Below are 23,987 nucleotides of genomic sequence, written 5' to 3' on the forward strand. Positions count from 1 at the left end.
TATGCCGTCTTTGCGCACCGCATAATAAACTACGACGGTGACCAGCAGCAGACATAAGACGCCAACTACATATGTAGCGATTATTGAGGCGGCCTTCACGATCCTGGAATAAAACCATTTATTCATATTTCTCCACCTTATATCCCCAGCCCCAAACCACCTTCAGGTACTGCGGATTCTTTGGATTTACCTCTATTTTTTCCCTTATGTGCCTGATATGGACGGCCACCGTATTATCAGCTCCAAATGCTTCTTCATTCCATATGTTTTCATATATCTCATTGATAGTATATACCTTGCCCTGGTTCTTCACCAGGAACAGCAGAATATTATATTCCAGCGGCGTCAGTCTCACATCCCGGCCATCCACCGTGACTTTCTTTTTGTCATCACTGATCACAAGTCCCCCTGTCCTGTAGGAGTTTGCCTCATCTGCCGGCATAGCGCCCAGCTTAGTATAACGCCGCACCATGGAATTTACCCTTGCCACAAGCTCCCTGGGGTTAAAGGGCTTGGTGATATAATCATCTGCCCCGATCTGCAGCCCCTGTATCTTATCCTCATCCTGCGCCTTTGCACTCATAAAGATAATGGGGATCCCGCTCTGCTCCCGGATCATCTTTGTCACCTCAAGCCCGTCCATTACAGGCATCATTATATCCAGAAGCACAAGGTGGATCTGCTCCTTTTGAATAATATCGAACACCTGCGCTCCATCATATGCTTTATATACACTGTACCCTTCACCGCTCAGATAGATGCCGACCGCATCCACTATGGCTTTATCATCATCACATATCAGTATGTTATATCCCTCATAGCCCATTCCAGTCTGATTCTCCTAAGTCAAATTTAATATCCACTGCGTAATATCCCCATAAACTGTTTCCCTGTCCAGCTCATTTAAGATCTCATGCCTGTCGTCCGGATACAGCTTCATACTGATCTTTTTCATTCCAAGCTCTTCAAACTGCCTGTACACCTTTTTTACTCCCTCTCCAAAGTTCCCAACAGGGTCATCCTCCCCTGAGACAAAAAGAACAGGAAGCTCCTTTGGCATCTTCCCCACATAGTCAGCACATGACAGCTTATACAGGCTCAGAAAAAGATTATAATAGCCATTTAATGTAAACATAAAGGAACACCGTTTTTCCTTTTTATAAGCATCTACATTGGCCTCATTCCTGCTCAGCCAGTCCTTGTCTGTCCTTGCCGGCTCGAATTTTTTATTGTAACCGCCGAATGCCATATTGTCAATCAGTTTACTTCTGTAACGCCATCCCTTAACTGCTGCCATAACCTTTGTCAGGGCCATTCCCGTCATCGTGAGAGCCTTTGGCTGGTATCCCGTACCCATGATGACTGCGCCTGTAAGCCCCTGTCCGTAAACGCTGATATATTGTCTGGCCAGGAAGGAACCCATGCTGTGCCCCAGAAGAAAATAAGGGACATCAGGATACTCCTTCTCAAGCCTTTTTCTCATCTCATTGATATCTCTTAGCAGTCTGGTATTCCCCTGCTCCTCCGCAAAATATCCGAAATCCTCCTCGGTGCCGACAGAATGGCCGTGCCCCAGATGGTCGTGGCCTGCTGTCAGAATTCCATAACCTGTCAGGTGCTCTGCAAACTCCTCATATCTCTCAATATATTCCACCATACCATGAGAAATCTGAAGGATTGCCTTCACCTCCCCCTCCGGTATCCATTTTACAGCATGTATGTCTGTCTTCCCGTCGCTGGATCTAAAACTGAATTCTTCTTTTTTCAAAATAAATCCTCCCCTCTGCAAATATTACATATTTAGTAACTTTCAATACCGTCACAGTTACAATAATAGTACCTTTTTTCTCTATCTATGTCAAATTCTTTGGAAGATTTTAATATTCATTTATGCATATCCATGATATAATTAGTGTATTCATTAAACTAATTGTATCTGTCCTTCCGGCAGCTGCTGCACGGCATACAGCCTGTTCAGGGCTTATTTAAATAAAACAGATCGTATTGGAGGATTTCTTATGGTAACAGGAAGCAAAGAGCTCATCCGGGATATCAATTCCCATCTTGTACTGGAGGCTGTTGTCAATTATGGGCCTATATCCAGAGCTGACCTTGCAAAGCGTCTTGGCCTTACCAAGGCAACTATCTCTGCCATCGTCCAGGTCCTGATAGAGAATGACCTGATCCGGGAAATTGGCAGCAAAGCCACCGACAAAGGCCGCAAACCCATTCTGCTGGACTTAAACCAGGAGGCCGGATATGTATTTTCCCTGGATATCAGCGTAGAGTATGTCACACTTCTTATCTGTGATCTGAAGGGAAGGCACTGCCGTATCAAACAGCGCCCCAACAGCGCCTGCGGCGTTGAAATCCTTCCCATGATAAAGGAACTTCTAAAGGAATCTATAGATGAGCTCCCCAAAAGTGCATACGGGGTAGTGGGCATCAGTGTGGGCATCCACGGAGTTGTACACAATAATGAGGTCGTGTTCACTCCTTATTATTCCCTGGAGGGTGTGGATCTGGCCGGGGAACTGGCCGGCTGTTTTCATGTTCCTGTATATATTGAAAATGAAGCCAACCTTTCAGTGCAGGGCGAGCGGTCCTTTTATTTCCACTACCCAAATATTATCAATATCAGCGTACACTCCGGTATCGGACTGGGCATCCTGATCGATGATAAGCTCTATACGGGCAGCAATGGCTATGCCGGGGAGTTCGGCCACACTATCATCATGCCGGACGGACGTCCCTGCCCCTGTGGGAATCACGGCTGTATTGAGCAGTATGCCTCCGAAAGGTCTCTTATTCTGGAATTTGCACAAAAAAAGAACCGCCGGCGCGTGAGCATCGACGATTTTATGGATTACTACAGAAAAGGAGACAGTGATGCTGCCGATACTATCTCCAATTTTGTAAAGTATATGGGAATCGGAATAAATAATATATTAAATACCTTTAATCCGGACCTGATCGTGATCAACAGTTCCTTTACCATGTATATCCCTGATCTGCCCTCCATGCTCCAGGATTCCCTGAAAAACAGAATGGACAAATACTGCCGCATACTCCCGTCAGGGCTTCAGGATACGGCCATACTCTTAGGCGGCGCCTGTGTGGTCATACAGAATTTCCTGGGCATCAATACACTGCACCTTATCCCCGATGAGACAAAGAGCTGACAATATGTCAGCCCCTGGTGAGATTGTTAGTGAGCGCGGCGAACTGCTCAAGAGTGAGCGCTTCGCCCCTGACACTTGGGGATGTGCCCAGCTTTTCAATTGCAGCCACGATCTGTTCCTTTGTATAAGGCACCTCCGGAGAATTATTCAGACCATTCTGCAGCGTCTTTCTGCGCTGGTTAAATGATGCGCGGATAACAGAAAACATCATAGCCTCATCATCCACCTGCACCCTGGGCGCATCGTATTTAGTAAGCCTGATCACCGCACTGCCCACATTCGGCCTTGGAATAAAACAGTTTGGCGGCACATTTGCCGCAATATACGGCTCTGCATAGTACTGAACTGCAAGGGAGAGGGCGCCGTAGTCCTTTGTGCCCGGCCCTGCCTGCATCCTGGCTGCCACTTCCTTCTGGACCATCACCGTAATACTGTCCAGCGGCACATGTTTCTCAAACAGTCCCATGATGATAGGCGTTGTAATATAGTAAGGAAGATTGGCAACCACCTTGATCGGACGTCCCCCGTTCTTCTCTTCCGCCAGCGCGGCCAGATCTGCCTTCAGCACATCTACATTTATGACTGTGACATTATCATAGCCTGACAGGGTATCCTTCAGTATAGGAAGGAGGGCCTTGTCTATCTCAATAGCAGTCACCTCTCCCGCCGCCTCTGCAAGATACTGGGTCAGCGTTCCGATACCCGGCCCTATCTCAACCACGAAATCTTCTTTTGTTATATCGGCCGCCTTTATGATTTTTTCCAGCACATGGGAATCTATCAGGAAATTCTGTCCGAACTTCTTCTGGAAAGCAAACTCATATTTCTGGATGATCTCTATTGTCTTCTGCGGATTTGATAATTTTTCCATTCTTTCTACCCTTCTATCCTGTACATTTCTTTTGCATTCCTGCAGGTGATATCCTCCACCTCCTGAGGGCTGACCTGCTTGATCCTGGCTATCTCCTCAATTACATAAGGCAGGTTCAGGGATGAATTCCTCTTACCCCTGAAAGGTACCGGGGCCAGATAGGGGCAGTCTGTCTCCACCAGTATACGGTCCAGAGGCACATACTCAACCACCTCTTTCATCGTCTTTGCATTCTTGAAGGTCACCACGCCTCCGATGCCTATATAATACCCCATTTTCAGATATTCACGGGCCATCTCCCTGGAATTTGAAAAACAGTGTATAACTCCCCCTGTCTCACCTCTGTGCTCTGATTTCAGAATATCAAAGGTGTCCCGGGCAGCGTCCCTGCTATGGACCACTACAGGCATTTTAAGCTCTTTAGCCAGTTCCAGCTGCCTTACAAACCACTTCTTCTGGCATGCATGGTTTTCCTTATCCCAGTAATAATCAAGACCGATCTCTCCCACGGCAACAGCCTTTTCTCTCAGGCAGAGCTCCTTTAGTATCTCCATCTTATCATCATCCAGGCATCCTGCATCGTCAGGGTGTATTCCAATGGCTCCATATACAAAAGGCCACTTTTCCATCAGTTTCGCCGTATCCAGGACCCCCTTCATACTGGCTCCCACGTTTACGATATACCCTACATTATTCTCCCGCATTCCTGCAAGCAGGCTGTCCCTGTCCTCATCAAACGCCTCATCATCATAATGGGCATGGCTGTCAAAAATCATATTACTCCCCGGCTTTCTGTTATGATCTGTATTTATATGCAACTATTCAGCATTTGTATATTCCTCTCCCATTCTAACAGACCGGAGCGTATTTGAAAAGTGCTTTCCAGGAGATGTGCGTCACTGATTTTTCAAACACGCTCCGCAGGATTCCGCAAATTTTTTAATTTTCACCTTGACAAACCAGCCTGTTTATTTTATCATGAGGTCACAACATAGTTTTTCTTTCCTATTATAATAAAAGGGAGTAGCTTGCACCGGAAGGTGTGTGCGATGTCGTCAGTACGACAGGGCCTTATGTCTCTGTCCGTATCGCAACTAAGTAGCGAGACTTTTATTGCAGTTTACATATGCAATAAAATGTGTCGTTTTTTTATTGCATAAATTTCATTCATCCCCAGCGGATTGAAATTTTTGAGGAGGTCGCATTATGAAGCAGTTCTATAATCAAACAAGCAGTGAAGTTATCTCTAACCTCATCGGCCAGGCAGAATGCCTGTCATCGTCCGAGGCTGCCAGCCGCCAGGAAAAGTATGGTCTTAACCAGCTGGCTGAAGGCAGGAAAAAATCCCTGATACAGCTCTTTTTAGAGCAGTTCAAAGATTTTCTGGTCATCATCTTAATCATTGCGGCTGTCGTATCCGGTTTCTTAGGAGATATCGAGAGTACCGCAGTCATCCTGATCGTTATCACCATCAATGCAGTTTTAGGCACCGTCCAGACCGTCAAGGCAGAACAGTCCCTGGAAAGCCTCAAGGTATTATCAGCCCCCACAGCAAAGGTTAAAAGAGACGGCGTGGTAAAGGAGATCCCCTCCTCTGAAGTTACCATCGGCGATATTGTGCTTTTGGAAGCCGGAGACTATATACCTGCTGACGGACGCATCATTGAAAATGCCAGCCTGAAAATTAACGAAAGCGCCCTGACAGGCGAGAGCATCAGCGTCGAAAAGTCAACAGATGCCATCTTCCGGGAGGTGCCTCTGGGCGACAGGATCAACATGGTCTTCTCCGGAAGTTTTGTCACCTACGGGCGCGGTTCCTTTATTGTCACAGCCATAGGCATGGAAACGGAAGTTGGCAAGATAGCTTCTCTTCTGAAGACAACATCTGAAAAGAAAACCCCGCTCCAGGTCAATCTGGATAATTTCGGCCAGAAGCTGGCTATCCTTATTCTGGCTGTCTGTGCGCTTGTATTCGGCATAAATGTATTCCGCGGAGGCAATATAGGTGATTCCTTCCTCTTTGCCGTGGCCCTGGCAGTCGCCGCTATACCGGAGGCCTTAAGCTCTATCGTTACTATCGTGCTCTCCTTCGGCACTCAGAAAATGGCTAAGGAACATGCTATCGTCAGAAAGCTGCAGGCGGTGGAAGGCCTTGGAAGTGTCTCCGTCATCTGTTCAGACAAGACAGGCACACTTACACAGAATAAAATGACAGTAGAACACTATTATGTTGACGGCCGTTCCATTCCCGTCAGCCAGATCGATTTAAATAATGCAGCTCAGATGGAGCTTCTCACCTTTTCCATCCTCTGCAATGACTCCACCAATTATGACGGCCAGGAGGTGGGTGATCCCACAGAGACAGCCCTGATCAGTCTGGGAGACAGACTGGGACAGCATTCTCAGGATATCCGCAGGAACTATCCCAGATTGTCCGAGATCCCCTTCGACAGTGACCGAAAATTAATGTCAACTTCACATACCCTTGACGGAAGGACCATTATGATCGTGAAGGGCGCTGCAGATGTTCTCTGTAACCGTGTAAGCTATATCCAGAAAAACGGAAAAGCCTGTCCCTTTACAGGGGATGACGGCCGCACACTTGACAGGATAAATAAGGGCTTCTCTGAGAATGGACTGAGGGTTCTTGCTTTTGCATACAAAGAGGTCGCTCCTGACCATAAGCTGACGCTTGAAGACGAGGATGACCTGACCTTCTTAGGCCTGACAGCCATGATGGATCCGCCCCGTGTGGAATCTGCAGAAGCTGTGGCAAGATGCAAAGCGGCCCATATCAAACCTGTCATGATAACAGGTGACCACAAGATCACTGCTGCTGCCATCGCCAAAAGGATCGGCATCCTGGAAGATATGTCTGAAGCCTGCGAGGGCGCCCAGATCGACCATATGTCTGATGAAGAACTGGAGAAATTCGTTGAGAAGATATCTGTATACGCCAGGGTGTCACCTGAACACAAGATACGTATCGTCCGCGCCTGGCAGAACAAGGGCAATATCGTATCCATGACAGGGGACGGCGTAAATGATGCGCCCGCACTTAAACAGGCAGATATAGGCGTGGCCATGGGCATCACAGGAAGTGAAGTTGCAAAGGATGCAGCCTCCATGGTGCTTACGGACGATAATTTCGCTACAATCGTCAAGGCTGTGGAAAATGGAAGGAATGTGTACGCCAATATTAAAAATGCCATTAAATTTTTGCTCTCAGGCAATTTCGGCGCTATCCTGACTGTTCTCTATGCATCACTGATGGCCCTGCCTGTGCCGTTTGCACCTGTCCATCTTCTTTTCATCAACCTGCTGACAGACAGCCTGCCTGCAATCGCACTTGGCCTTGAGCCTCATACAAGCGCAGTCATGAATGAGCGGCCGAGGCCTAAAAACGAATCTATACTGACTAAAGATTTCCTCCTGGGGATCGGATTTGAGGGCTTGTGCATCGGCGCCACAACTACTATCGCATTTTTAGTTGGAAATATGCAGAGCGGAGCCCTGGCCGGAAGCACTATGGCATTTGGCACTCTCTGCATGGCCAGACTGATCCACGGATTTAACTGCAAGTCAGAAAAGCCGGTGCTCTTTACAAAAAAATTCTTTAATAACCTGTACCTGATTGGCGCTTTTGTACTTGGCATGGTCCTGATAAACGGAGTTCTGCTGATCCCCGCTCTCTCCGGCGTATTCAAAGTGGCCTCTCTTGGGAGCAGCCAGCTGCTTCTCATGTATGCTCTTGCATTTATTAATCTCCCGTTCATTCAGATCATTAAATGGATCAGGGGGAGGGTACATATGAGAAAAGAAAAGGCAGAGGCAAAGAAGCATTCTTATGGAAAAAATAATGTAACTGTTTAGGCCTTTAGAATATAATATTACCCGCAAAAAGTCCGGGCAGCCAATTCAGGCTGTCCGGACTTTTATCACACTATCCGCAGGTTGCTTTTCACTTCGTGACCAGTAACATCAGCATATCTCTGCGCCTGAGGGCATCTTCTTCTCAGGTACCATAAGCGCCAGTTCTCCGTTTTCATCTTCTGCACAGAGCAGCATTCCTTCTGAAAGGACACCTGCCAGCTTCGCAGGTTTTAAGTTGACCAGCACCATCACTTTCTTGCCTACCATCTCTTCTGCACTGTAATTAGCCTTTATACCAGATACGATCTGTTTTACCTGGCTGCCCACACGCACCTGGGAGCAGAGGAGTTTCTTAGATTTTTTCACTTCCTCACAGGCGATGATCTCCCCAACCTGAAACTGCATTTTCATGAAGTCATCGTATGTGATCTCTTCCTTTGCCTCAATATCAATGACAGGCTCCGCCGGCTTCTCTTCCTCAGCCGCACCGCCTGCTGCTTTTACCTGCTCTTCTCTGAGCTTCTCCACCTTTTCCAGTACTTCCTTCAAGTCAAGCCTAGCAAATAAGATCTCCGGCTTTTCTGTCACCTTTGTCCCGGACACGTAAGCTCCGTAGCTGTCCATATGGTCAAATCCACGCTTCTTCGCATTTAGCTGTCCCAGGATCTTTTCTGATGTTTCAGGCATAAATGCTTCCAGCAGCTCTGCACCGATGGAAATACTCTCTACCAGATTATAAAGTACTGTTGAGAGGCGGTCCTGTCTGCTCTCATCCTTAGCCAGGGCCCAGGGCATTGTCTCATCAATATATTTATTGCAGCGTTTAAATAAAGTAAAGATCTCTGTTATAGCGTCTGCCACACGCAGTTCTTCCATCTTGGCTGCCACCTTTTTAGGCGTATCCAGCGCAACTGCCTTAAGCTCCTCGTCAACAGGCTCTGTCACGCCCTTGTCTGCCACCACTCCGCCAAAATACTTGTTTGACATAGAGATCGTCCTGTTTACAAGATTTCCCAGGGTATTTGCCAGATCAGAGTTCATCCTCTCGACCATCAGCTCCCAGGAAATAATACCATCATTTTCAAACGGCATTTCATGGAGTACAAAATAACGCACAGCATCCACACCAAAGAAATCAACGAGATCATCTGCGTAAAGCACATTTCCCTTAGATTTGCTCATCTTGCCGTCTCCCTGAAGCAGCCACGGATGCCCGAATATCTGCTTAGGCAGCGGAAGGTCCAGTGCCATCAGGAAAATAGGCCAGTAAATAGTATGGAAACGGATAATATCCTTTCCAATCAGGTGAAGATCTGCCGGCCAGTCTCTCTTAAACTGCTCTGTACACTCCCCGTCACAGTCATATCCAATTCCGGTAATATAGTTTGTGAGGGCATCCAGCCACACATAAGTCACATGCTTTGGATCAAAGCTCACCGGAATGCCCCATTTAAATGAGGTCCTGGATACACAGAGATCCTGAAGTCCCGGCAGCAGGAAATTATTCATCATCTCATTTTTCCTGGAAACAGGCTGTATGAACTCAGGATGGGTATTAATATGCTCAATAAGCCTGTCGGCATATTTACTCATTTTAAAGAAATAAGCCTCTTCTTTTGCCGGCTGTACCTCCCCACCGCAGTCAGGACATTTGCCGTCCGCCAGCTGGGACTCTGTAAAAAAGGATTCACAGGGTGTACAGTACATCCCCTCATAATGCCCCTTGTAGATATCTCCCTGGTCATAAAGCTTCTTAAATATTTTCTGGACCTGCTTTTCATGATAGTCATCTGTTGTCCTTATAAATTTATCATAAGATGTATTCATAAGGTCCCAGATCCTCCTGACCTCAGAAGCCACATTATCCACAAACTGTTTTGGAGTAATGCCGGCATCCTCAGCCTTGATCTCAATCTTCTGTCCATGCTCATCAGTACCTGTCTGGAAGAAGACATCATATCCCTGCTCCCGCTTAAACCTTGCAATACTGTCTGCCAGCACGATCTCATAAGTATTGCCAATATGAGGCTTGCCTGAAGTATAGGCAATAGCCGTAGTTATATAATATTTTTTCTTGTCCATGGGAATTCCTCCTTTAACCCTTTTACATTCAGAATAAAAAACCTGCCTTCTCAATTTGAGAAGGCAGGATCATCCCGCGTTACCACTTCACTTTATCCATTCCTCACAGAACAGACCTTATCAAGTATACGGCCCGTCATGACTTCCTATCCAGGAACATAACTCCTCCGACAGAACCATTACACTCAGCCGCTATAACAGGCGGCACCTGTTGCAGCCTTGCAGGACCATCCTGTTCGGTGCACCACTCAGAAGCCATCTTCCGTCTGCGCTCACATATCCCTCTCAGCATTGACCCGGGGCCCCGGTAAATCTTCCGGTGTGCTCCGTCCGGCCTTGGGATTTCTCTGTAATGCTCCCGCATACGTACTCTTTTCATCACTGCGTTTTTCTAACCTTAAGGCTAACACAAGGCAGCATTTCTGTCAAGGCTCACCTTCTCTGATTTTGAAGCTTACGCACGAAAACACCTCGCGGGACGGTGACGTGTGAATAGTAACCCGGATTTCGCTACTTTGTCAGCAGATTCACAACAAGCATCACCACTCCAAGCACAAACAGCACAGCTCCTGTGATACGGTTTAAGACCTTGGGGGATGCATCATTTGCGATCCTGGCCGCACCCTGGGCGCCCACAAGCGTTGCGGCAATACAGATCAGCAAGGCCGGAATATCAGGCAGCCCGCCTATTACCATGTGGGATGCCGCCCCAGTAAATGCAGTAAATGACATGATAAATACACTTGTTCCAACTGCTGTTTTTAATTCATAGCCAAGGACGCTTGTGAGTATGAGCAGCATCATCATTCCTCCGCCTGCACCGATAAACCCGCAGACAAAGCCAATCATAATACCGCATACTATTGACTGGATCACTTTAGTCCTGACGCTCTTTCCCTCCTGCACATCCTTTGTGGTCATTACAGGTTTCAGGATAAATTTAACGCCCAGCAGTACTGTCATAATAATTGAAAAATTGCCCATTGACCTGTTTGGCACAAGAGAGGCAATAAAACTCCCCACAAGTGTAAAGACAAGGACTGCACCCATCATAATAAACCCATTCTTAACATCCAGGTTCTTATTTTTTCCATATGTGTACGCTGACGCCGCTGATGCCAGTACATCTGAGGCAAGTGCTATCCCCACTGCCTGATAAGCGGGAAAGCCCAGAAATGTGATCAGCATGGGCGATATGACGGCTGCCGCGGACATCCCTGCAAATCCCGTTCCAATCCCGGCTCCCAAACCTGCAATTATGCAGACAATGATCTTAGTTATCATATGTAACTGCCTCCCTTATATTTTCTGCAAACTTCTTTGTGATCTTCTCAAAAGCCTCCCGTTCCTCAGGCGATACGCCCCTGTATATGATCTCCAGACATCGCTTCTGGGCATTTTGGGCCGCCCGGCAGACCGGCTCTGCTTCCTTTCGCACCTGAATATGCACAAGCCTGCGGTCTTCTTTATCACTTCTGACATCCAGATACTTCTTTTTTACCAGAATGTCAATTCCCTTGGACACACATGACTTTGCAAGTCCCCTGTATTCAACAATATCCTTTGCCGTATCGTATCCGGGGTTATTAACCAGGAACAGAAGTATATCCACCTCATTTCTTCCCAGTCCGTACTCGCTGCAGACCTGGCCGATCACTTTTTCATACAGCCTGCGCAGCCGCTGTCCTGACATAAGAACCTCTGTCATATCCCGCATTTTAAAGCCTCCTTACCGCCCAAAATTAAACCTCCGCTGCCCGTGGAAACAATAGTTCTTCATCGAACTGTTTCTTCACGAACTATATTATCAGACATCCGGCTCAAAAGCAAGTATTAATATTTAACGCGCTGTTACATCCTCATGGCGCAGTCTCGCATACGCCGCTGCCCCTTCCATTCCGGCCGCATCTCCCAGACGGGCAGTAACGATTCTGCACGCATCTCTGGCCAGTTTCAGGGAATGGGCTTCTACTGTTTTCCTGGTGCTGCATAAGAGCCGCTCTCCTGCCTGTGACATCCCGCCCCCGATGATGATCATCTCAGGGTTTAAAAGATTCATAGCTGTTCCCAGGGCAAAGCCCAGCAGCTCTCCTGTCTCCTCAAGCGTTTCAATTGCCGTCCTGTCACCCATATCGTAGGCCTCTGAGAGCATATCTGCCGTCACCTTAGAGTAATCTCCTCCTACCCAATCTGTTATGATGGAGGTCCTGCCTTCCCCTATTTTTTCACGCAGGGTATTTACCATTCCAACGGCGGATACGTACCGCCCCAGGCATCCGGAGCTGCCGCAGTTGCAGGGGCGGCCCTCCCGGAACATATTCATATGGCCGAATTCATTAGCGCTCCCCCCGGCTCCGTACAGCATATGTCCATCCACAATGTACGCTGCCCCAAGTCCTGTTCCCAGTGTCAGCATCATCAGATTTTTCATCCCTTTTCCGGCCCCGAAATACCACTCGCCATACAGGTTCACCCTTGCATCATTGTCTATATAAACCGGTATTCCCAGCCGCTCCCCAAGCCACGAAGAGACAGGCACATCCTCCCAGTCGGGAAAGTTTGGCGAAAACCTGGAAACTCCCGCCTTTATGTCCATAAGCCCGGGTACGCCGATACCCATAGCTTCCACTTCTGAAACACTGATTCCCGTTTCCTCCAGCAGCCCTGTGATACCCTCATACATCCTTTCCAGCACATGCTGCGATCCGTATTCTTTTTCCGTATCCAGGCGCCTTTCCCCTGCCTTGGCCAGCCCTTCATCAAATATGGCCAGTTTAATATTCGTTCCCCCCAGATCCATTCCTACATAATATTTCTTCATATGAGCCCCCTTATTAGATGGATTTTGGCACACTTGTATCATGTTTTCACGGCCTGTGCAGCAATTTCACAGACCTGCTGACTATTTTACAATATTTCAATTGTAATGTAAATGTTACGCATAGGAGTTATTTTTTATGCATATCCTGACTACAAAGGCATAACAGGTGACATGATGCGCAAACCTAAATTATCTACCGTACTAAGGCTGCTGTTGATTCCGGCTGCCGCCTTCCTTATCTTCTCTGTCTGTTTCTACATACATAAAAGGTCTGAAGCCGGAGAGAACGAAAAATTCACTGATTTTACTACTAATATGTTCTGTCAGGAACTGCTGGGAAACACACTTAACCTTCACTACACTGTCTCAGATCCTACCATGTATGGCATACAGGATTACCAGGTCACACTGGGAAGTGCAGAACCGGCAGCCCTGGAGGCTTCCTTTGCAGTCCTGGAAAATTATCAGAACGCCCTGCATGATTTTTCCTACAGCTCTCTCTCAGAAGATAACCAGATCACTTATGACATTCTGGACGCTTACCTGAGCACCCAGGAGACTTCTAAGGATTTTCTTCTCTATGATGAACCCCTCGGTCCTACCATCGGTACCCAGGCACAGCTGCCCGTACTGCTGGCAGAATACAGCTTTCACAGTATAAAGGATATTGAAGACTACCTGGGGCTGCTGGAACAGATGGATGTTTACTATGGATCTCTTTTACACTATGAACAGGCGAAATCAGCTGCAGGGCTTTTTATGAGCAGCCGTGTAGCTGACAATATCATTGCACAGTGCCAGGCATTTATCCAGAATCCTTCTGATAATTTTCTGATAACCACCTTTAATGCCAGGGTGGACGCTCTCTCCGGGCTGTCAGAGGAGCAGAAAGCTGAGTATAAAAAAAGAAACGGGGATATGGTGTTAAACCATGTCATCCCCGCTTATAAAAATCTTATAGAAGGCCTCACCGCCTTAAATGGAACCGGAAAGAATGATAAGGGCCTCTGCTGGCTGCCCGACGGCAAAGCATATTACGAATATCTGGTCCATCAAAGTACTGGCTGCTATGCATCCGTGGATACAATACAACAGCGTATCCAGTCTCAGCTGACTGCTGATTATCAGGCGCTCATGGATCTTGTGGCCCAGAACCCATCCATTTTGAGCACTGCTTCTGCTTATACACAAGGCCCTTCTGACCCGGACGGGATGCTGAAAGACTTAAAGCAGAAAATTGCCCAGGACTTTCCTGACCCTCCTGAAGTAAATTTTGAAGTCAAATATGTCGACAGCTCCCTGGAGGACTACTTAAGCCCGGCGTTCTATCTCACACCGCCAATTGATGATATCACTTCCAATGTTATTTACATTAACAGAGGCTCCGGTTACACACCTCTGGAGCTGTATACTACACTGGCACACGAGGGTTATCCCGGACACCTGTACCAGACTGTCTATTCAGCAGAAAAGACCTCCAATCCCATGCGCAGCCTGCTCAGCTTCGGAGGCTATACGGAGGGCTGGGCCACATATGTGGAAATGTATTCATACGGCCTGGCAGACGTCAAAAAGGATAACGCAGAGCTGTTCCGCCTGAACCGTTCAATCATGCTGGGAGTCTCCTCTCTGCTTGACATTGCCATCCATTATCACGGCTACAGCCGTGAAGACACTGCAGCCTATTTAGAAAAACTGGGACTTAAGAACTCAGATTCATTTTACGACATGATCCTGGAAGCTCCGGCTAACTATCTGAAATATTATGTGGGCTACCTCTGCTTTTCTGATCTGAGAGACAGTGTGAAAAAAGTACAGGGAGAGAACTTTTCCCTCAAAGATTTCCATGAGGAAGTCCTGACGATCGGCCCGGCCCCATTTTCTGTTCTGGAAAAATATATGAAAAAGGCTTATTCTAACGCAGGATAATTACCACTTGCCTGGCGGCGGAAGCCGGACGTATATTGCACAAACCTAAAAACAGGAATCCCAAACACCGGGATTCCTGCCAACATATCATATTTTGCCGGGCTTCAGGCATCTGCCCGCTGTCACGCCTATTTCCCATAATTCCGGAAGAATTCTTTTAAATTAGTCAGAGAGTGTACCAGCACCTCTGTCTCTTCCGGGTCCAAGCCCTGGATCGTAGCCTCTATCATATCCTCATGGAATTTTCTGTGGTGTCCAAAGGCTCTTTTTCCCTTTTCAGTCAGAGATATGAGCACCACCCTTCTGTCTTTTTCACTTCTCTCCCTGTTGACATATCCTTTTTTCACCAGGTTATTGATGGCGATAGTCAGCGTACCAACAGTCACGGAAAGGGCTTTGGCAACTGTAGACATACTCTTAGAGCCATCCCGCCCGATTGCCTCGATAACATGCATATCATTATTTGTGATATCCTTAAATTCATCTATGATGATAGCTTTTTCCTCTATTGCCATTATATCATTAAATAATTTAACCAGTACCTCATTGAGAGTCTCATAAGTATCCACACAACCACCCCTTTCTGACCTTACTTATCCCCATTATACACTACAAAAATAAAAATGTCACCGTATTTTCTTGATTTTCAAACTATTAACAGCAGCTAATGTTAAATACGTATTTTTGCACCCTTGGATCATTTTCTTACGGTCTTTGCATTTACTGCGCAGACCTGCTGAATAGTTACTATTTTTCCATGATACATGTATCATTTTTTGCCGCACCGCCAATTTGCTATTTATTACAATCGAATTTGTTGTTTTTGAAATACTCTTGTATATTTTGTCTATATAAATTTTTATTTCTTAAATTTTATATTGTGATTATATCTTGTTTTTTATTTACTTATTCCATATTTTCTGTTATATTTTATTTATGTATGCGGAGGCCCAAGGACAGGAGGTGAATACTGAAGGTTTTATACATCCTGCAGGATGCGGGATACTTACAAATGATACGTCAAATACCCCGGGCAGACTGCGGGGCACCAAATTTGCATCGCAGAAAGCTGCGGGGTATTTGACCCCCTGCGGCAGCCTCCGGATCAGGCAGGCTGAACTCCGGCTCGCTGCCCGCGGGAAAAAATGGGAGGGGGAATATGTAATGAGTGACACTACCCAAGTCACAATCAAAAAAAATGTACCATGGATGTTTTTTACTGCTTATTTTACAAATCAGATCGGTTCTGCTCTGACCATGCTTTTCCTGACAGTCTTTATCACAGAGTATATGGGGATTTCGCCTGCGCTCATGGCTGTCAGCCTGACTGTGGCCCGAATCGCGGATCTTGCGGTCTCACTATTTGCAGGAGCGATCGTCCAGAAGACCAATATGCGTTTTGGACAGTTCCGTTCCTGGCTGCTTATCATCATGCCAATTGTTCAGGTTGCAACTTTCCTGATCTTTGTAAACCCGAATATTGGCACAACAGGAAAAGCAGTCCTGATCGGTATCGCTTATTTCTTCACAAGCGCGCCAATGAATATCTTTGTAGTCGTTCATAATTCACTTATGGCCAAAATATCCGGCCCCAATATGGCAAACAGGATGGCAATAACCCCCAGGCTCGTGCAGGGAATCCAGCTGGGAAATATTGTAGCATCCATGATAACACTGCCCCTGGTCCAGTTCTTTGGCGGAAGTGAAATGACGAAGGGATTTCCAGTAGTGGCTGTATTATTTGGTGTGATAGCCCTCAGCGGACAGGTCCTGATGTTCATAGGAACTAAAAATTATGATGTTTATAATCCAAATCTCAAAAAGGTGGAGGGCAGTACCCAGTCAGTCAAACTTACCGCAATGTATGGTGAGACTCTGAAAAACGGCCAGCTCTGGATCCTGCTCATAACAGATATCCTGCGCCAGACATCAGTATTCGTGCTTTCCGGCATGCTGGGGTATTTCTTTACCTTTGCCGTGGGCGACTTTACTATGATGAGCAACGGCCTTTTGATCAACAGCCTGGCTGCCTGCGCAGGCGCCTTCTTTGTCGGCCCCTACATAGCGCGCAGGATCGGCAAGAAAAACTCCAGTATACTCTCTGCAGGCATAGCCTGTATTGCTTACCTGATCCTCGCTTTCTTTGCAAAAGACAACTGGATCATCTACATAAGCTGTACTGCATTTGCAGCTCTCGGACTTTCTATCGTAGGTTCTGTGGGCATCAATCTTTACCTGGATGCCGGTGAATATCAGTTCTACAAGACTGGCAAGGATAACCGTCCTTTTGTTATGTCACTGCAGACAGTACCTATGAAGATAGGCATGACTCTCTCCGGCTCTATTGTAGCTGCCATCCTGTATGAGGCAGGCTACGTACAGCATGAGGGTGCTGCCGCAACTATGTCCGACCCGCTGCGCATGGTATTCCTGACCGGTATGCTCGTAGCCATCCTGTATGGCCTGTCTGCAATACTGGTGTCCGCATTTAAGATAAACGAAGAAAAATCTAAGGAGTATGCAGCCGAAAATGACCGCACACTGAAGGAACGCATGCAGAAACGGCCGTAAATTTATAAGAAAAGAGGTTAATGATATGTCAGAAAGAATATATAATGGAATGCTGCCTTTAATGATCGATATGGTGTCTGCCACCGCCGGTCCGGAGGTTGGCCAGATGCTTAAAAATGCTCCCCTTGGCACAAAGCCATACAATCCTGATCTGCCCTGTTCACCGCGTGAGAACATGAAACTTCTGCTGGAGCATAAGATCCCTAAATACCTGCCCATGTCAGGCGATACATACCCCATCACTCCTGATATTGTATGTGAGCGCTCCTATGACAATAAGACAGGTCCTGACTGGTTTGGATGCAAATGGAGCTATGAACCCGGCATAGGCGCCACCATCGTGAAACCTGGTGATGAAATGCTGGATTCTATAGAAGACTGGCAGAATAAGATAACATTTCCTGATATAGATGCACTGGACTGGGAAGAATGTGCCCAGGGTATCGCTAAATACTATGACGATAACCGTATGTCAGACTGGTGGTTCCAGGTAGGCCTCTTTGAAAGGCTCCACTCTCTGCTGGGCATGCAGAACGCTCTGGAATCCCTGATCATTGATGAAGACGAGGTCGCTGAGTTCTTTGACGCCCTGACTGAACATAAGATCCGCGTTATCAGAAAGCTTACCAGCCATTTCCGCGTGGAGATGATCTGTTACCATGATGACTGGGGCTACAACAAAGACGGCTTCATACCTCCGGAGCTCTTCAAGAGGCTGATCGCGCCAAACCTGAAGAAAATCGTGCGCGCAGCGCATGAAGGCGGCGCTTACTTCAACATGCATTCTGACGGACGTATAGAGCGCTACATCCCCTATATGATCGAGGCTGGCGTAGACATGTGGAATCCGGCACAGACCGTAAATGACCTGGCCGCTATCAAGCGTGAGTACGGTGACCGTCTTGTATTAAACGGCGCCATGGATGAAGGCTGGACAAATGACCCTGCCGCAGATGAAGAAAAGCTTCGCGCTTATGTCCGCGACAAAGTAGATCTTCTGGGTGCGGGAGGCGGTTATCTGGCAAGCCCCGGAACTTTCAACGGGCGCAACAAAGCAATCATGACAGATGAACTCCGCAAATATGGAAGACATTTCTACGACGGCAAATAATCATATAAGACCCGTCTGATCAGTCAAAGGCCACCGCAGCCTGCTGCGTGGTCTTTGACTGAAGTCTTTTATTGAGTTTTTTTTTGATTCAATTTTTTACACAATTTTTATTGACTAATCTCCAAAATGAGATATAATAGAAACATGCAGATATAGTTCATCGGTAGAACGCTAGCTTCCCAAGCTGGAGAGACGGGTTCGATTCCCGCTATCTGCTTTTTTTGTTGCCTTCAATACCTATCCGGGTTACGGGAGAACAATAGCTTCGGCTATCGTCCGTTTCCAGACGCCGCCCCAAAACAGCGCACCATCCAGAGTTTCGGTTACCTCGAAGACCAGCAGGGTCTGGATGCCGGAACAGCACCATGACAATAATATACTTATGAAGAATTTATGGTCATCCTGACCGCTGGTATTTTACTGGTCGCAATTCTTACTTATGTGCATAAAAAATAGCCGTCCTGCCCTAGCAAAGCTGACGACTATTTTTTAGTTAACACCTTTCGCCAGAGCGGGTGATGTGCACTCACCTTCCGGCTGTTCTGTTAAGTATATTATAGCAAAATATACATAAATGTCAACACTGTAAAACCGGCCCCTGCGCCAACAGAGACCGGAATGTTACTGTTCACTCCGTGACCAGTAACGTTTGTATAAACTGAGCTGCTGTTTTGACCCCTGATTGGCTCTGATCCGTTCTATAGAAGGGGTATTCTATTGTGCAGCTTTATTTATCTTGAACTGCGTCCCTTTCATAAGCAGGACACAGGACAGGGCAAGTGTGAGTATGGCGGATGACGGAAGTGCGTACCAAACCCCGTCCAACCCGTAAATTTTGGTGAGTACCAACAGAAGGGGAAGAAACCCGATCACATAATTGCATAAGGCCAGCAGCAAGGATGTCCATTTCCTGCCCACTGCCTGAAAGTAGGCGGCCTGTACATACTGAGGCCCACTGAACAAAAGCCCGGAATTTATAATGGTCAGTATTCGTGTCCCTAAGTCAGCGACTTGTGTATCTGACACAAAAATCCGCAGAATTTCATTTGAAAACAAAAAGGTAATGACACACACAGCGATACCGTAGCCAACCGATACACAGGAAGAAAGTTTCAGCGCCTCCCTCACTCTATCCGGTCTCCTAGCGCCTTTATTATACCCTATGACAGGCTGCAGCCCCTGGGTGAGCCCGGTAATGGGGATCAGAAAAAATGTATAGATCTTGCTGGCAATCCCATAAGCGCTTATGGGCAGGGTTCCCCCGTAAGCCTTCAGGAAACGGTTAATTATAATAATAGACAAACTCATCCCTGACATTTGTATGAACGAAGGAATACCAATGAGAAGAATCTCACTGATCAATTTTCTGTCCGGGATAAAATGGCGCAGGGACAAGTGAAGGACACTCTTACCTGAAAGAAAGAAATAGTAAATACTCATCCCCATTGAAATGCACTGGGAGAGTACAGTTGCCGCCGCTGCCCCGGTCACGCCCCAATGAAGCGCCAGAATAAATATAAAATCCAGTACAACATTAGTTACCATTGGAATCAGCCAGATGAGCATTGCATAGGTACTGCTGCCCTCTGCCCGGATCAGGCTGGAAAAACCGGTGCTTGTTACAGCTCCTATCAATATAATCTTCGTATACGCTCCTGCATAGGGCAGAAGCTCTTCTGTGATTCCCATCATAAGCAGAAGATCGTCTAAAAAAAGCAGGCCCATAACCGTAGTGAGGATGGCCATGGTATAAAATACTAAAAAGGTATTTGCAGCCGTCTTGTTGGCTTTCTCGTAATTTTTCTCTCCCAGGGCCCTGGACATGACAGAGGCCCCTCCGCTGCCCAAGGTGGAGGACACTGCTGACAGAAACAGGAACAAGGGAAAGGATACGGACACTCCGCCGATGGCATTGATACCTGCCCCTAACGAAATAAATAAGGTATCAAAAATATTGTATAAATTATATGCCATTACACCAACAATGGACGGTATGGTCATGCTCCGCAGCAGTTTTCCCACGGGTGCTGTCCCCAGATCAGCCTGATGATCCTTTTTCATTGTTCCGGTCATCTTTTATTTTCCAATGCTTTCAAACATTTTTTTATCTGTCTCTTTGCCCATGCACCCTGCAGCCTGGAATACACAAATCCATACCGGAAGGTTTCTGCTGCCATGATCACTGCAATATACAGGCGATAGAGCTGGTATCTTTTTACATCCTCCTGTGTATAGGCTGTCCGGCGGCTGGCTTTTAGATAGCTCTCCAGAAAAGCCTTCTCCCTGCGGATATCATCCACAAAAACAAAGGCCGTGGGAAAATCTGCAAGGGGATCACCCCAAAAGGCACGTTCAAAATCAAGGATCCCCTCAATCTGGTACCCCTTTTCAGTCTCTTTTACAAAAACATTCCCGTCATGGCAGTCATACTCCACAAGGGAGGGTGCCGCCAGATCATGCAGATATTTTTCATTGGCCTTCAGGGCCTTTTCAATCCTTTCGTAAGGAATACGGACTTTGTGTCCCCTGGCATCCTGTAAAAGCTGCCCAAACATATGGAAAAAGGCATCCTTCCAGGTCTGATACTGCTGTTTGGGATCCTGGCTGAAATATCCGTAGTAAGAACCCGTGATCTCATGGATCTGGGCCAGATACTCTGCAAGCCTTCTTTTGATCTGCTCCAGATTCTCTTTATCCATCTTCCTGGATGCCTTTGCTAAGGCAGTTCCTGTAAGGGCAGTCATAAAAAAGTAGTTGCTCTTAATATGTTTCTTGCTGAAATCATACGCAAGGACCGTGGGAACCGGCACACTTGTTTTTTCTTTGATCATTCTGTAACATGCCACCTCTGTTGGCATGATATCTCTTTCATATGTTAACAGAGGGGTTCCGGAAATCACGCCCACCTTTAAAACAATCTTCTCCTTCTCCCCTGCCCGGCTGATGAGATAGATGGCATTGAACATGCCGCCTTTTAATTCTTCAATGTGCGTGACCTGATGGGAATCCTTAAAATTAATTTTCACGAGATTTTTTATTTCCTGGTCCGTGAGCAAATTTTTTGTCCTGCTTTTCATTAGTCCTGATCTCTCCTTGATTTCTCGTAAGCATCATTCTACCTTACGGTATCATAAAGTTTCATTATGTACTATTTTCACAGAGGACATTTTCTTATGCTCATGGGACATATTTCTCATTCATGTGGGCGGGCATATATTTTCCGGTATGCTGCAGGCGTCATATGGAAAACCGCACAAAACCTTTTATAAAATCCAGCTGTACTTTGGTAGCCTACGGTTCTGGCAATCTCTTCAACCTGAATATCGGATTCATTCAAAAGCTCTGCCGCTCTCTCCATCCGTGTTTTCCAGAGAATATCTGTAAATGTACCGCCGGATAACTCCGTGATTTTCCGCCGAAGCTGCCTGCTGCTGTAGCCGAGCAGTTTTGCCGCTTCCTCAAGATTGGCATTGCGGATATTCTTTTGAATGTAAGCAGAAACCTTTTGTAACAGGTTTTCATTTGACTGTTCCGGTATACTGCGGCCCAGGGTGATCAGAAGCAGCTCAACCAAACACTTTACAGCCGGGTTCTGCAGGGCAGTTCCCCAGTAAGCTTCATGAAGAAGATCATACATATATGATTTTATAGAATAACTAACAAGGGAAGTTTTGGCAAAAATATAGATCTTGTTTTTGACTTTTAAATATTCCGTTATAGATTCCTGACTGCTTTTTTCCTGTTCCAGTTCATCTGTAATCTGTTTCATCATGGGATTGGGTATAATGATTTTTAAAATAAGATCTGTTTCAGAACACGGCAGTATGGCATGTACGGTCCCCGGGTTCAAAATACACAAATTCCCTTCTGACATAATCAGTTCCTGCGCTTCTCCGGCTATCCTCTGCCTGCATGTTCCCTGCCATACATAGATCATTTCATAGAAATCATGACTGTGATAATACGGTACCAGGCAGGTGGTATGCTTTCTGATGCTAAACTCTGCCGATACCCGGACAATGGCTTCCCGTATAGAAAAATCATAGGCCTCCGTAATCCCACGCAGTCCATCTCTCTTCATTGTTTCAATAAGATATGCTGGATCACCCAATTCCCGGTTAATGGATGCTTCCAGCCCTTCTGTGATTCTGTAAGCATCCTTTTTTTCCTGTTCTGCAAAAATTTCTTCTAATTTTTTATCCATTGCCGATTACATTCACCTGTTCCCCAACATCATTAATTGTCTGATACATGTTTTTCAGGAAATCCATGTCTCTCACAAATAATCCCTCAATTATTTTAGGAGTTATCATTTCTAACTCTCCTAACTTAGTTATCACCTTAGACAAGAGTACCACTGACATATACTCCGGATTACTAAGTACCCTGGGGGCACGCGCAGCCTCTATCTCATCAGCGGCAGTTGCCAATCTCATTTTTCCGTCCCTGTGGATCTGTCCCCTGTTGTCTATGTATCCTCCCGGCAGTTTAAAATCATATTCTGTTTGAATCATATTATCCCTCCCGTGTCTTTTCTTTCATTATACGTCAAAACTCTCTGTCATTCTACAGCATTTATCCTTCAGCAAAAAGATATACACAGAAAAAAACAGCCATCCAGCCCTTGTAAGCTGATGGCTATTTTCTGAATTTTGTACTGACACATTTTCGTCAGGAAACAGTGGGGACTTCTCCTTTTACAGCGCCAAGAAAGATCCTGTTGAACTTTTCCAGCTCATCATACACAATGCCGTGTCCGCTGTTTGCCAGGTTATACAGCTTTGAACCTTTTATTCCCTTCTGCTGGATCATTGCCAGGTCGTTTGACACGACTGTGTCTTTTGCGCCATGGATGATTACTGTGGGCACATTGACACACGCCAGGTCTGCCCTTCCGTCCTCATCCCTGAGAGAGCAGGCCGCCTTGATCGTCCCCACGCCGGAGGCTTCCATGGCAATATCCTGGAACCAGTCTTTAATCTGCTCGCTCTGGGCAGATGCAAAGAGCTGCTTGTGGCTGAACGTCCAAGCCAGCTTTGCCCTGTCTGTGCGTGCCTGGCAGATCAACTGATCCACATATTCTCTTGTAAGACCGTAAGGAAATCCTTCCCTCCTGGTCCAGGACGGGGCTGCTGCAGAGAGCAGGATTAATTTTTTTACTCCATATCCCCTGCAGCAGTTCATGTACCGAAGCACGATTGCCCCGCCCATGGAAAATCCCACCAGGATAAAATCTTTCAGATCCAGGGCACAGACCACCTCATAGATATCATTTGCCATCCTGTCATAAGAATAACCCCGGGCAGGCGTATCTGAGGCTCCGAAGCCTCTTAGATCTAAAGCTGTCACCCTGTACCCCAGGTCCAGCAGACAGTTGATCTGGTACTCATACATTTTGTGGGAAAGCGGCCATCCGTGAACAAGGAGGACCGTCTGCTTTCCCTTGGGGTTATAATCATATACAGCTACTTTTACACCATCTGACACTTCTACAAAAAACATAATGGAATTTCTCCTTTTAAAAATAAAGTCCTATTCCAATATATG

At 46.5% G+C, this 23,987-nt stretch carries 20 protein-coding genes and 1 tRNA gene; 6 read left to right on the forward strand and 15 right to left on the reverse strand.

Translation table 11 applies throughout. The annotated features are described in order from the left end of the window. Window positions 1-118: 118 nt before the first annotated feature. Window positions 119-826, reverse strand: a complete 708-nt coding sequence (locus tag NSB28_RS22445; protein WP_109625948.1) for a response regulator transcription factor — start codon at window positions 824-826, stop codon at window positions 119-121. A gap of 15 nt (window positions 827-841) precedes the next feature. After that, window positions 842-1,768: an alpha/beta fold hydrolase gene (locus NSB28_RS22450; RefSeq protein WP_109625949.1), complete on the reverse strand. Its 927-nt coding sequence runs from the start codon at window positions 1,766-1,768 to the stop codon at window positions 842-844. Window positions 1,769-2,018: 250 nt separating this feature from the next. On the opposite strand from NSB28_RS22450, the gene NSB28_RS22455 reads away from it, so the two are divergent. Beyond that, the gene (locus NSB28_RS22455) at window positions 2,019-3,182 is read left to right on the forward strand and encodes an ROK family transcriptional regulator (RefSeq protein WP_109625950.1); all 1,164 of its coding nucleotides are present in this window, start codon (window positions 2,019-2,021) and stop codon (window positions 3,180-3,182) included. Window positions 3,183-3,189: 7 nt separating this feature from the next. Here the strand turns inward: NSB28_RS22455 and rsmA are convergent, their stop codons facing one another. Together rsmA and NSB28_RS22465 are read right to left on the reverse strand one after the other, a co-directional pair. Beyond that, entirely contained in the window at window positions 3,190-4,053 is an 864-nt protein-coding gene (gene rsmA, locus NSB28_RS22460; protein WP_109625951.1) for a 16S rRNA (adenine(1518)-N(6)/adenine(1519)-N(6))-dimethyltransferase RsmA, read from the reverse strand. 5 nt (window positions 4,054-4,058) lie between these two features. Further along, complete coding sequence (locus NSB28_RS22465) at window positions 4,059-4,829, reverse strand: TatD family hydrolase (RefSeq protein ID WP_109626037.1); 771 nt, start codon at window positions 4,827-4,829, stop codon at window positions 4,059-4,061. A gap of 430 nt (window positions 4,830-5,259) precedes the next feature. Between NSB28_RS22465 and NSB28_RS22470 the strand changes: the two genes are divergently transcribed. Then, the gene (locus NSB28_RS22470) at window positions 5,260-7,926 is read left to right on the forward strand and encodes a cation-translocating P-type ATPase (RefSeq protein ID WP_109625952.1); all 2,667 of its coding nucleotides are present in this window, start codon (window positions 5,260-5,262) and stop codon (window positions 7,924-7,926) included. A gap of 108 nt (window positions 7,927-8,034) precedes the next feature. On the opposite strand, the gene metG is transcribed toward NSB28_RS22470, so the two are convergent. The 5 genes from metG to NSB28_RS22495 all read right to left on the reverse strand — a co-directional run bounded on the left by metG (window position 8,035) and on the right by NSB28_RS22495 (window position 12,829). Further along, complete coding sequence (gene metG, locus NSB28_RS22475) at window positions 8,035-10,008, reverse strand: methionine--tRNA ligase (protein ID WP_109625953.1); 1,974 nt, start codon at window positions 10,006-10,008, stop codon at window positions 8,035-8,037. A gap of 136 nt (window positions 10,009-10,144) precedes the next feature. Further along, window positions 10,145-10,387 carry a hypothetical protein gene (locus tag NSB28_RS22480; protein ID WP_257497765.1) on the reverse strand — a complete coding sequence of 81 codons (243 nt, stop codon included), beginning with the start codon at window positions 10,385-10,387 and terminating at the stop codon, window positions 10,145-10,147. 131 nt (window positions 10,388-10,518) lie between these two features. After that, complete coding sequence (locus NSB28_RS22485; RefSeq protein ID WP_109625955.1) at window positions 10,519-11,292, reverse strand: sulfite exporter TauE/SafE family protein; 774 nt, start codon at window positions 11,290-11,292, stop codon at window positions 10,519-10,521. Further along, window positions 11,282-11,725, reverse strand: coding sequence for a MarR family winged helix-turn-helix transcriptional regulator (locus tag NSB28_RS22490; protein ID WP_109625956.1), 444 nt, complete (start codon window positions 11,723-11,725; stop codon window positions 11,282-11,284). Before NSB28_RS22490 ends, NSB28_RS22485 begins: the two co-directional genes overlap by 11 nt. Window positions 11,726-11,848: 123 nt before the next feature. Next, window positions 11,849-12,829, reverse strand: coding sequence for an ROK family protein (locus tag NSB28_RS22495; protein WP_109625957.1), 981 nt, complete (start codon window positions 12,827-12,829; stop codon window positions 11,849-11,851). 171 nt (window positions 12,830-13,000) lie between these two features. On the opposite strand from NSB28_RS22495, the gene NSB28_RS22500 reads away from it, so the two are divergent. Next, complete coding sequence (locus tag NSB28_RS22500; RefSeq protein WP_257497766.1) at window positions 13,001-14,758, forward strand: DUF885 domain-containing protein; 1,758 nt, start codon at window positions 13,001-13,003, stop codon at window positions 14,756-14,758. Window positions 14,759-14,886: 128 nt separating this feature from the next. Here NSB28_RS22500 and NSB28_RS22505 read toward each other — a convergent pair whose 3' ends face one another. Continuing rightward, window positions 14,887-15,327 (reverse strand): MarR family winged helix-turn-helix transcriptional regulator, encoded by a 441-nt coding sequence (locus NSB28_RS22505; protein WP_109625959.1) that lies wholly within the window; start codon window positions 15,325-15,327, stop codon window positions 14,887-14,889. Window positions 15,328-15,721: 394 nt separating this feature from the next. Here NSB28_RS22505 and NSB28_RS22510 point away from each other — a divergent pair, with 394 nt between their 5' ends. The 3 genes from NSB28_RS22510 to NSB28_RS22520 all read left to right on the forward strand — a co-directional run bounded on the left by NSB28_RS22510 (window position 15,722) and on the right by NSB28_RS22520 (window position 18,657). Then, window positions 15,722-17,329 (forward strand): MFS transporter, encoded by a 1,608-nt coding sequence (locus tag NSB28_RS22510; RefSeq protein WP_257497767.1) that lies wholly within the window; start codon window positions 15,722-15,724, stop codon window positions 17,327-17,329. 25 nt (window positions 17,330-17,354) lie between these two features. Continuing rightward, on the forward strand, window positions 17,355-18,440 hold the full coding sequence (locus NSB28_RS22515; protein ID WP_109625961.1) for a uroporphyrinogen decarboxylase family protein: 1,086 nt from the start codon (window positions 17,355-17,357) through the stop codon (window positions 18,438-18,440). Window positions 18,441-18,586: 146 nt separating this feature from the next. After that, window positions 18,587-18,657: transfer RNA gene (locus NSB28_RS22520), tRNA-Gly, on the forward strand. 497 nt (window positions 18,658-19,154) lie between these two features. Here the strand turns inward: NSB28_RS22520 and NSB28_RS22525 are convergent. From NSB28_RS22525 to NSB28_RS22545, 5 genes are all read right to left on the reverse strand, one after another. Continuing rightward, window positions 19,155-20,513, reverse strand: a complete 1,359-nt coding sequence (locus NSB28_RS22525; protein ID WP_257497768.1) for an MATE family efflux transporter — start codon at window positions 20,511-20,513, stop codon at window positions 19,155-19,157. Next, the gene (locus NSB28_RS22530; protein ID WP_109625962.1) at window positions 20,510-21,517 is read right to left on the reverse strand and encodes a phosphotransferase family protein; all 1,008 of its coding nucleotides are present in this window, start codon (window positions 21,515-21,517) and stop codon (window positions 20,510-20,512) included. The genes NSB28_RS22525 and NSB28_RS22530 overlap by 4 nt, the downstream gene beginning before the upstream one ends. A gap of 116 nt (window positions 21,518-21,633) precedes the next feature. Then, entirely contained in the window at window positions 21,634-22,644 is a 1,011-nt protein-coding gene (locus tag NSB28_RS22535; protein ID WP_109625963.1) for an AraC family transcriptional regulator, read from the reverse strand. Further along, on the reverse strand, window positions 22,637-22,954 hold the full coding sequence (locus NSB28_RS22540) for a hypothetical protein (protein ID WP_109625964.1): 318 nt from the start codon (window positions 22,952-22,954) through the stop codon (window positions 22,637-22,639). The genes NSB28_RS22535 and NSB28_RS22540 overlap by 8 nt, the downstream gene beginning before the upstream one ends. Window positions 22,955-23,111: 157 nt before the next feature. Next, entirely contained in the window at window positions 23,112-23,942 is an 831-nt protein-coding gene (locus tag NSB28_RS22545; protein WP_109625965.1) for an alpha/beta fold hydrolase, read from the reverse strand. Window positions 23,943-23,987: the final 45 nt, after the last annotated feature.

This window comes from Murimonas intestini, from assembly GCF_024622195.1.
GTDB lineage: Bacteria > Bacillota > Clostridia > Lachnospirales > Lachnospiraceae > Murimonas > Murimonas intestini.

Excerpts from the sequence above, each read along its gene's own strand:
- NSB28_RS22495 (WP_109625957.1), bottom strand. The coding sequence starts at position 12,829 with ATGAAGAAATATTATGTAGGAATGGATCTGGGGGGAACGAATATTAAA.
- NSB28_RS22500 (WP_257497766.1), top strand. The coding sequence starts at position 13,001 with ATGATGCGCAAACCTAAATTATCTACCGTACTAAGGCTGCTGTTGATT.
- NSB28_RS22485 (WP_109625955.1), bottom strand. The coding sequence starts at position 11,292 with ATGATAACTAAGATCATTGTCTGCATAATTGCAGGTTTGGGAGCCGGG.
- NSB28_RS22455 (WP_109625950.1), top strand. The coding sequence starts at position 2,019 with ATGGTAACAGGAAGCAAAGAGCTCATCCGGGATATCAATTCCCATCTT.
- NSB28_RS22490 (WP_109625956.1), bottom strand. The coding sequence starts at position 11,725 with ATGCGGGATATGACAGAGGTTCTTATGTCAGGACAGCGGCTGCGCAGG.
- NSB28_RS22530 (WP_109625962.1), bottom strand. The coding sequence starts at position 21,517 with ATGAAAAGCAGGACAAAAAATTTGCTCACGGACCAGGAAATAAAAAAT.
- NSB28_RS22465 (WP_109626037.1), bottom strand. The coding sequence starts at position 4,829 with ATGATTTTTGACAGCCATGCCCATTATGATGATGAGGCGTTTGATGAG.
- NSB28_RS22525 (WP_257497768.1), bottom strand. The coding sequence starts at position 20,513 with ATGACCGGAACAATGAAAAAGGATCATCAGGCTGATCTGGGGACAGCA.
- NSB28_RS22445 (WP_109625948.1), bottom strand. The coding sequence starts at position 826 with ATGGGCTATGAGGGATATAACATACTGATATGTGATGATGATAAAGCC.
- NSB28_RS22540 (WP_109625964.1), bottom strand. The coding sequence starts at position 22,954 with ATGATTCAAACAGAATATGATTTTAAACTGCCGGGAGGATACATAGAC.
- NSB28_RS22470 (WP_109625952.1), top strand. The coding sequence starts at position 5,260 with ATGAAGCAGTTCTATAATCAAACAAGCAGTGAAGTTATCTCTAACCTC.
- rsmA (WP_109625951.1), bottom strand. The coding sequence starts at position 4,053 with ATGGAAAAATTATCAAATCCGCAGAAGACAATAGAGATCATCCAGAAA.
- NSB28_RS22515 (WP_109625961.1), top strand. The coding sequence starts at position 17,355 with ATGTCAGAAAGAATATATAATGGAATGCTGCCTTTAATGATCGATATG.
- metG (WP_109625953.1), bottom strand. The coding sequence starts at position 10,008 with ATGGACAAGAAAAAATATTATATAACTACGGCTATTGCCTATACTTCA.
- NSB28_RS22545 (WP_109625965.1), bottom strand. The coding sequence starts at position 23,942 with ATGTTTTTTGTAGAAGTGTCAGATGGTGTAAAAGTAGCTGTATATGAT.
- NSB28_RS22535 (WP_109625963.1), bottom strand. The coding sequence starts at position 22,644 with ATGGATAAAAAATTAGAAGAAATTTTTGCAGAACAGGAAAAAAAGGAT.
- NSB28_RS22480 (WP_257497765.1), bottom strand. The coding sequence starts at position 10,387 with ATGAAAAGAGTACGTATGCGGGAGCATTACAGAGAAATCCCAAGGCCG.